Origin of the sequence: Bradyrhizobium sp. cf659, from assembly GCF_900113725.1 — a bacterium.
Taxonomy (GTDB): Bacteria; Pseudomonadota; Alphaproteobacteria; order Rhizobiales; family Xanthobacteraceae; genus Bradyrhizobium.
Window position 1 is genome coordinate 297708 of the sequence record NZ_FOQJ01000009.1, and the last position, 7356, is coordinate 305063.

Sequence of the window (7356 nt, forward strand, 5' to 3'; positions counted from 1 at the left end):
AACGCGAACGCGGCCGGTCATGGTCGCGCGAGGTGATAAAGCTGGGGGGTGGTGGTGGGCGCACAAGGGATCGAACCTTGGACCTCTCCCGTGTGAAGGGAACGCTCTCCCGCTGAGCTATGCGCCCGGGACCATCATGCCGACGGCCGGACTTTCGGCCGGCCGGCGCATCAGAGCCCGCGATTTAGAAGTGCGGGCCAGAGGTGTCAAGTTTCCAGGCGCCCCGAGCCTGGAAAACCTTCCCATAGGTCGCGCAACCCGGCTGCGAGGCCGCGTTTTGGGCGGCTTAGGCGCCCTGCTGGCGGGCGCGGGAGGCGTGGGCCTGGAGCGCGCGGATGCGTTCGGCGAGCGTTCCGCCGCCCTCGGGCAGGGTGCCTGCGGCCGCGCCATGGGTCGCGGCGTCGTTGGCCGGGCGCGGCGCCGGCTTCGGCGGCTGGCCGGCCTCGGCGGCAAGCAGGGCCTCGATCGGCGAGTTCGGGCCTTCGAGCTGCATCGCCAGCTTTGCGACCTCGGCGGCGATGTCGTTGATGCGCTCGCGCAGCAGCGCGTTCTCCATGCGCTCGGTCGCCCAGGAGCTTTCCGCCTGCTGCTGGATCGCGTTGATGTCGCGCTGGAGTTTGGCGCGCTCGTCGCGCGCGGTGCGGAGCTGCTCCTCCAGCGCGGTCTTTTCCGCGCGCAGCTGCTCCATGGCGGCCGACGACTTGCCGCCGCTCAAGGCTGCGATCTCGACGCGCAATTCCTTGACGGTGCGCTCGGAGCCCTCGCTGGCCTGGCGGAGCTGGTTGTTCTCGTAGTCGCGCTCGGCGAGCAGCTTGCCTTGCGTGGCGAGGCGTCCCTCGAGGTCGGCGACGCGGCCCGAGAGCATCTCGGCCTCCTTCACCTGCACGATGAGCTGGCGATCGAGCTCGGTGACGCGCTGGCTCAGGTTTTCGACGCGGCCGCGTGCATCCGAAAGCTCGCGCGAGGCGGTCTCGGATTCGGTACGTTCCTGCGTCAGCCGCGCCTGCGTCGCGGCAAACTCCTTCTCGGCATCGCCGACGCGATTCTTCAACTCGTCGATCTGCGCGCGCACCGCGACCAGCTCGACCTGGCGGCTCTCCGCCATCATCGAGCGGTTGGACAGTTCGGAGTTGATCTTCGCGAGCTCGCCCTGCTTGTCGGTCAGCGCGTTCTCGGCGGCGCGCAGGGCTTCGGTCTTGGCGCTGAATTCCTCTTCGGTGGCGCGGAGCTGCTCCTTCACCGCCTTCTCGCGCGCTTCCAGCGCGAAGATCGTGGCGTTCTTCTCGCCGAGCTCGATCTTCATGCGGTTGATGGCGTCGCTCTTCTTGCCGAGCTCGGCGAGCTGGCTCGTGGTCTTGTTCTTGAGCTGGTCGACGCTCATCTCGAGCCGTCGCGCTGACATGGCGAATTCGGCGCGGAGCTGGTCCTTGTCGGCCTGGATCTCGGCCATCGACAGCGGGGTGGCGGCCTCGAGCCGGCGCGTGGTCAGGCGCACCGCGCGGTTATGCACCAGCGGCACGATGGCAAGCCCGCACAGCATCGCGAGCAGGAAACCGATCGCCAGGTACATGATCGGTTCGACCATGGGCCAGAACTCCCAAAGCTAAGGAAAAATTTACCAACGACAATGCATGGCGGGCCGGCAAAAAGCCAGCCCCGCCCTGTTGTTAACGTGAATCCGGAATTGGACCGGTGGAGGGGAGTCTAGAACGGGTTCCAGGTCGCGCGCGGCGTGTACTTCAGGTAGCCGATATTGGCTCCCAGCCGCAGGCCGAGTCCGGAGCGGATCGGCACCAGCACGATGTTGTTGGCGGTGAGCGCCGTCATGCCGAAGCCGCCGATGATATAGGCCGAGCCGTCGAGGCCGGCGAAGCGCTGGTAGATCGCGTTGGTGGCGGGCAGGTTGTAGACCAGCGTCATGGTGCGCGCGCCGTCGCCGCCCCAGTCGAAGCCGAGCGAGGGGCCCTGCCAGTAGACACGCAGGTCGCCAGCGTTCTTGGTGTAGAGCGTGCCTTCGCCATAGCGCAGGCCGGCGACGAACGCGCCGGAACCTTCCTCACCCAGGATATAGCCGTTCGGCAGGCCCCATTGGCTGACCGCCTTCTCGATGATCGAGGCGAGCCCGCGCGAGACGTTGCCGAAGAAGCGGTGGCCGGCAGTCACGAGTTCGTCCGGCCCATAGGTGGTGGGCGTCGGGGTCCGCTGCGGCGGCGGCAGGTTGGGCGGCGGCGCCTGCTGGGCGGAGGCCGGCGCGATCCAGCCGACCATCGCGACAAGCGCGAGCGCAGCGAGGCGTGATGCGAAAGTCATAAAAGAACCCCTGGTATCGAAACCGATCGCTTCCTTAACCTGACGCCAACAGGCACGGCTCTAGGTTGCGCCGGATGTCCCCTCGACTCGGATGTTATCCGCAGCAACTATGACGGCACAACGGCAGGAAGATAGCCCTTTGCGCCCCGGAATTGCCTTGATCGGCCGCCTCGTCTGCCTGCTGGCGGGCATTTGGATGGCCTGCTCGTGGTCGCCGGCCCAGGCTGCCACCACCGAGCGGATCGTCGTCAACCGCTTCAGCGGCGTCGCCATCGAGGGCTTCGACCCCGTCGCCTATTTCGTCGACGGCAGAGCCGCGCAGGGGACGGCCGAGTTCGAAGCCAACCTCTGGGGTGCGGTCTGGCGCTTCCGGAACGAGGGCAACCGGGCCTCCTTCCTGGCCCATCCCGAGATCTATGGACCGCAGTTCGGCGGCTATGACCCTGCCGACATCGCCCGCGGCGTCACCATCGCCGGCAACCCCCGCTTCTTCGCGATCGTGGCGCAGCGGCTCTACCTGTTCAGCCGGGAAGCCAATCGCGACGCCTTCGCCGCCAACCCGGACCGCTTCCTCTACGAAGTCGGCAAGCGCTGGCCGGCGCTTCAGGAACAACTCAGTCAGTAGCAGCCTGCCGCCTGCGGGTCGCCCCAGGCGATGAACTCCGGGATGATGAAGCCGGTGTCCTGGCGCTGGCCGAAGCGGATCTCGCCGCCCTTGCCGTCGGTGACCTTGCCGCCGGCCGCGGTCACGACCGCGCAGCCGGCCCCGACATCCCACTCCGAAGTGGGCCCGAAGCGGGGATAGATGTCGGCGCTACCTTCGGCGATCCGGCCGAATTTCACGGCCGAGCCGACCGTCCTTCTGACGGCATTGGGCCTGTTATCGATGAACGCTTCGCTCTTGGGATCGCCGTGCGAGCGGCTCACCGCCGCGACCCAGGGCTCGCCCGGCGCCGGCAGCTTGCGGGTGTGGACCGGCTCGGCGGCACCGATGGTAGCGCCGTCAAACTTCACGCGCTCGGCGCCGCGGCCGACGATGCCGCGCCAGAGCAGCCCGAGCGCGGGCGCGCTGACGATGCCGAGCAGGGGCACCCCCTGAGTGACGAGGGCGAGGTTGACGGTGAACTCGTCACGGCCGGCGACGAACTCCTTGGTGCCGTCGAGCGGATCGATCAGGAAGAAGCTGTCGCGGAACGGCGGAACGGCAAGCTGGGTCCGCTCCTCCGAGAGCGTCGGGATGTCGCCCGCGAGCTGCGCCAGGCCGTCCGCGATGATGCGGTCGGCGGCAAGGTCCGCCTCGGTCACCGGCGATCCGTCCTGCTTGCCGTCGACCCGCATCGCCGCGCGGTTGACCGCGAGGATCGCTTCGCCCGCCTTCACCACCAGCGCGGTGAGCGGCTCCATCAGGCCGGATGCGGCCGCGCCGTCGATGATCCGCTTCACCTGCATGCCTCATTCATCGGCAATTCCGTTCCTGCTCGACTGATTCGCCCCGATTGATTCGATTGGGGCTTTATGGCCGCCCCGAACCGATCGCAAGCTAGCTGCCGCGGGCTTGCGAATGTTAGAACCTGCGGCATCCGTTAGCATGCGTGATTCGCCGCGTCCGCGCCGTGCAATTCCAGGAACCCTCCAGGACCCCTTTAATGTCTGGCACCTCGTCACCCGGTACCGCTACTGCTCCCGATATGCTCGAACTCGCCGCGCTGCTGTGCTCGCGGGTCTGCCACGATCTCATCAGCCCCGTCGGCGCCATCGTCAATGGGCTCGAAGTCCTCGACGACGATCCCAAGCCCGAAGACCGCGAGTTCGCGCTCGACCTGATTCGCAAGAGCGCCAAGACGGCCTCCGCCCGCCTCCAGTTCTGCCGTCTCGCCTTCGGCGCGGCCGGCTCCTCCGGCGCCCAGATCGACCTCGGCGATGCCCAGACCATGGCGCGCGGCCACATCGAGGACGGCAAGTGCACGATCACGTGGAATCTGCCGCGGCTGCTGCTGCCGAAGAATCGCGTCAAGCTGCTGCTCAACATGCTGGTCGTGGCCCAGCACACGATCCCGCGCGGCGGCACGCTCACGATCGATCCGATCGGCGAGGGCGAGGCGATGAGCTTTCGCATCACCGCGACCGGACATAATGCGCGCCTGCCGCAGAACATCGCCGAGCTCCTGAGCGGCGAGCGCGGGCCCGCTGCGGATGCGCACGCGATCCAGCCTTATTATACGCGGCTGCTCGCGCAGGCCTGCGGGCTCACCGTGACGCTCGCACCGGAAGGCGCAGCCATCATCATTACCGCTTCGTAAACGCGCGCATCGCTCTCAAGACGTTAATCCAATCTTTACGAGGCGCTTCGGCTTGTCCGGAGCGCCTTATCTCTTTGTTGGTTCCGTTCTTTTGCACATACTCAACCATTATTAAACGCTTTGCGGTGAAGCTGGCCTCATTCCGAAATGGCGCATCACGCCTCGTGCGCGCCCTCCCTGTATGAAGGCCTGTTTTCATGGATGATCTGTTGCGGGAGTTCTTGACGGAGACCAGCGAGAGCCTGGACACCGTCGACAATCAGCTGGTGAAGTTCGAGCAGGAGCCGAACAACGCCAAGATCCTGGATAACATCTTCCGCCTGGTCCACACCATCAAGGGTACGTGCGGCTTCCTCGGCTTGCCGCGTCTGGAAGCGCTGGCGCATGCCGGCGAGACGCTGATGGGCAAGTTCCGTGACGGCATGCCGGTGACGGGGCAGGCGGTGACGGTGATCCTGTCCTCGATCGACCGCATCAAGGAAATCCTCGCCGGCCTCGAGGCGACCGAAGCCGAGCCCGAGGGCACCGACCGCGATCTCATCGACAAGCTGGAAGCGATGGTCGAGCAGGGCATGGCCGCAATGTCAGGCTCGGCGCAGCCGATGCCGGCGGCAGGTAGCGCTGCTCCCGTTGCCGAAGCCCCGCCGCTGGTGCCGGAAGCGCCGGCTGCCGCTGCGCCCGCCAAGGAGATGACCTCTGGCACGCTGATCGACCAGACGCTGGAGCGCCCCTTGCGTCCCGGCGAAGTGTCGCTCGACGAGCTCGAGCGCGCCTTCCGCGAGACCGCCATTGAGGCGCCGGCCCCCGCGCCAATTGCCAAGGCCGAAGTCAAGGCTGAACCCGTACCGGCGCCGGCCGCGGAAGTCCCGGCGCCTGTCGCCAAAGAAGCTACGAAGGAAGCTGCCAAGCCTGCCGCCAAGGAGAAGGCCGCGCCGAAGAAGTCGATGGCCGACGAGGGCGCCTCCGAGGGCGACCGCATCGCCAACCAGTCGATCCGCGTCAACGTGGATACGCTGGAGCATCTGATGACCATGGTCTCGGAGCTGGTGCTGACCCGCAACCAGCTGCTGGAGATCACCAGCCGCAACGAGGACACCGAGTTCAAGGTGCCGTTGCAGCGGCTGTCCAACGTCACCGCCGAGCTGCAGGAAGGCGTCATGAAGACGCGCATGCAGCCGATCGGCAATGCCTGGCAGAAGCTGCCCCGCATCGTCCGCGACCTCTCGTCCGAACTCGGCAAGCAGATCGAGCTGGAGATGCACGGCGCCGACACCGAGCTCGACCGCCAGGTGCTCGACCTGATCAAGGACCCGCTCACCCACATGGTGCGCAACTCCGCCGACCACGGCCTCGAGACCCCCGCCGAGCGGCTCGCTGCCGGCAAGGGCGAGCAGGGCACCATCCGCCTCTCCGCCTATCACGAGGGCGGCCACATCATCATCTGCATCGCCGACAACGGCCGCGGCCTCAACACCGAGAGGATCAAGGCCAAGGCCATCTCCTCCGGTCTCGTCACCGAGGCCGAGCTCGAGAAGATGAGCGAAGCCCAGATCCACAAGTTCATCTTCGCGCCGGGCTTCTCCACCGCGGCCGCCATCACCTCGGTCTCCGGCCGCGGCGTCGGCATGGACGTGGTGCGCACCAATATCGACCAGATCGGCGGCACCATCGACATCAAGTCGGTGGCCGGTGAAGGCTCGAGCGTCACCATCAAGATCCCGCTGACCCTCGCCATCGTCTCCGCGCTGATCGTGGAGGCCGCCGGCGACCGTTTTGCCATCCCGCAGCTGTCGGTGGTCGAGCTGGTCCGCGCCCGCGCCAACAGCGAGCACCGCATCGAGCGCATCAAGGACACCGCCGTGCTGCGCCTGCGCAACAAGCTGCTGCCGCTGATCCATCTGAAGAAGCTGCTCAAGATCGACGACGGCGCCGCCAGCGATCCCGAGAACGGCTTCATCGTGGTCACCCAGGTCGGCAGCCAGACCTTCGGTATCGTCGTCGACGGCGTGTTCCACACCGAAGAAATCGTGGTGAAGCCGATGTCGACGAAACTGCGTCACATCGACATGTTCTCCGGCAACACCATCCTGGGCGATGGCGCCGTCATCATGATCATCGACCCCAACGGCATTGCCAAGGCGCTCGGCGCCGCCGGCTCCTCGGCCCATGACATGGGCGACGAGAACGGGGCCCATCACATCGGATCGGGCGAGCAGACCACCTCGCTCTTGGTGTTCCGCGCCGGCTCGTCGCAGCCCAAGGCGGTCCCGCTCGGGCTCGTCACCCGCCTGGAAGAGCTCCCCGCCGACAAGATCGAGTTCAGCAACGGCCGCTACATGGTGCAGTACCGCGAGCAGCTGATGCCGCTGGTTGCCATGGAGAGCGTCACCATTGCGAGCCAGGGCGCCCAGCCGATCCTGGTGTTCGCCGATGACGGCCGCTCCATGGGCCTCGTCGTCGACGAGATCATCGACATCGTCGAGGAACGCCTCAACATCGAGGTCGGCGGCTCCAGCCAGGGCATTCTGGGCTCGGCCGTGATCAAGGGCCAGGCCACCGAGGTGATCGACGTCGGCCACTTCCTGCCGATGGCGTTCGCCGACTGGTTCACCCGCAAGGAGATGAAGCCGTCGATGCACTCGCAGTCGGTGCTGCTGGTCGACGACAGCGCGTTCTTCCGCAACATGCTGGCGCCGGTGCTGAAGGCGGCCGGCTACCGCGTCCGCACCGCGCCGACCGCGCAGGA

The 7356-nt window shown here is 66.7% G+C and carries 6 protein-coding genes and 1 tRNA gene; 3 read left to right on the plus strand and 4 right to left on the minus strand.

What is annotated here, in order from left to right:
• Positions 1 to 52 precede the first annotated feature (52 nt).
• The 3 genes from BM118_RS30390 to BM118_RS30400 form a co-directional block, all read right to left on the minus strand.
• A tRNA-Val gene (locus tag BM118_RS30390) sits at positions 53 to 127 on the minus strand.
• Positions 128 to 286: 159 nt separating this feature from the next.
• The gene (locus BM118_RS30395) at positions 287 to 1585 is read right to left on the minus strand and encodes a coiled-coil domain-containing protein (protein ID WP_092190187.1); all 1299 of its coding nucleotides are present in this window, start codon (positions 1583 to 1585) and stop codon (positions 287 to 289) included.
• A gap of 119 nt (positions 1586 to 1704) precedes the next feature.
• Positions 1705 to 2310 (minus strand): DUF1134 domain-containing protein, encoded by a 606-nt coding sequence (locus BM118_RS30400; RefSeq protein ID WP_092190189.1) that lies wholly within the window; start codon positions 2308 to 2310, stop codon positions 1705 to 1707.
• Between the two features lie 139 nt (positions 2311 to 2449).
• Here BM118_RS30400 and BM118_RS30405 point away from each other — a divergent pair, with 139 nt between their 5' ends.
• Positions 2450 to 2935 carry a YHS domain-containing (seleno)protein gene (locus BM118_RS30405; protein ID WP_092190191.1) on the plus strand — a complete coding sequence of 162 codons (486 nt, stop codon included), beginning with the start codon at positions 2450 to 2452 and terminating at the stop codon, positions 2933 to 2935.
• Here BM118_RS30405 and cysQ read toward each other — a convergent pair.
• Positions 2929 to 3759, minus strand: coding sequence for a 3'(2'),5'-bisphosphate nucleotidase CysQ (gene cysQ, locus BM118_RS30410; RefSeq protein WP_092190193.1), 831 nt, complete (start codon positions 3757 to 3759; stop codon positions 2929 to 2931). The two genes, BM118_RS30405 and cysQ, sit on opposite strands and share 7 nt — an antisense overlap.
• A gap of 197 nt (positions 3760 to 3956) precedes the next feature.
• On the opposite strand from cysQ, the gene chpT reads away from it, so the two are divergent.
• Together chpT and BM118_RS30420 are read left to right on the plus strand one after the other, a co-directional pair.
• Positions 3957 to 4610 carry a histidine phosphotransferase ChpT gene (gene chpT, locus BM118_RS30415; RefSeq protein WP_092190195.1) on the plus strand — a complete coding sequence of 218 codons (654 nt, stop codon included), beginning with the start codon at positions 3957 to 3959 and terminating at the stop codon, positions 4608 to 4610.
• 197 nt (positions 4611 to 4807) lie between these two features.
• A partial coding sequence (locus tag BM118_RS30420) for a hybrid sensor histidine kinase/response regulator (RefSeq protein ID WP_092190197.1) occupies positions 4808 to 7356 on the plus strand: 2549 nt, incomplete at its 3' end.

What these genes read in the sequence shown, in the direction of transcription:
- chpT (WP_092190195.1), top strand. Translation starts at nt 3,957, where the DNA reads ATGTCTGGCACCTCGTCACCCGGTACCGCTACTGCTCCCGATATGCTC.
- BM118_RS30395 (WP_092190187.1), bottom strand. Translation starts at nt 1,585, where the DNA reads ATGGTCGAACCGATCATGTACCTGGCGATCGGTTTCCTGCTCGCGATG.
- BM118_RS30400 (WP_092190189.1), bottom strand. Translation starts at nt 2,310, where the DNA reads ATGACTTTCGCATCACGCCTCGCTGCGCTCGCGCTTGTCGCGATGGTC.
- cysQ (WP_092190193.1), bottom strand. Translation starts at nt 3,759, where the DNA reads ATGCAGGTGAAGCGGATCATCGACGGCGCGGCCGCATCCGGCCTGATG.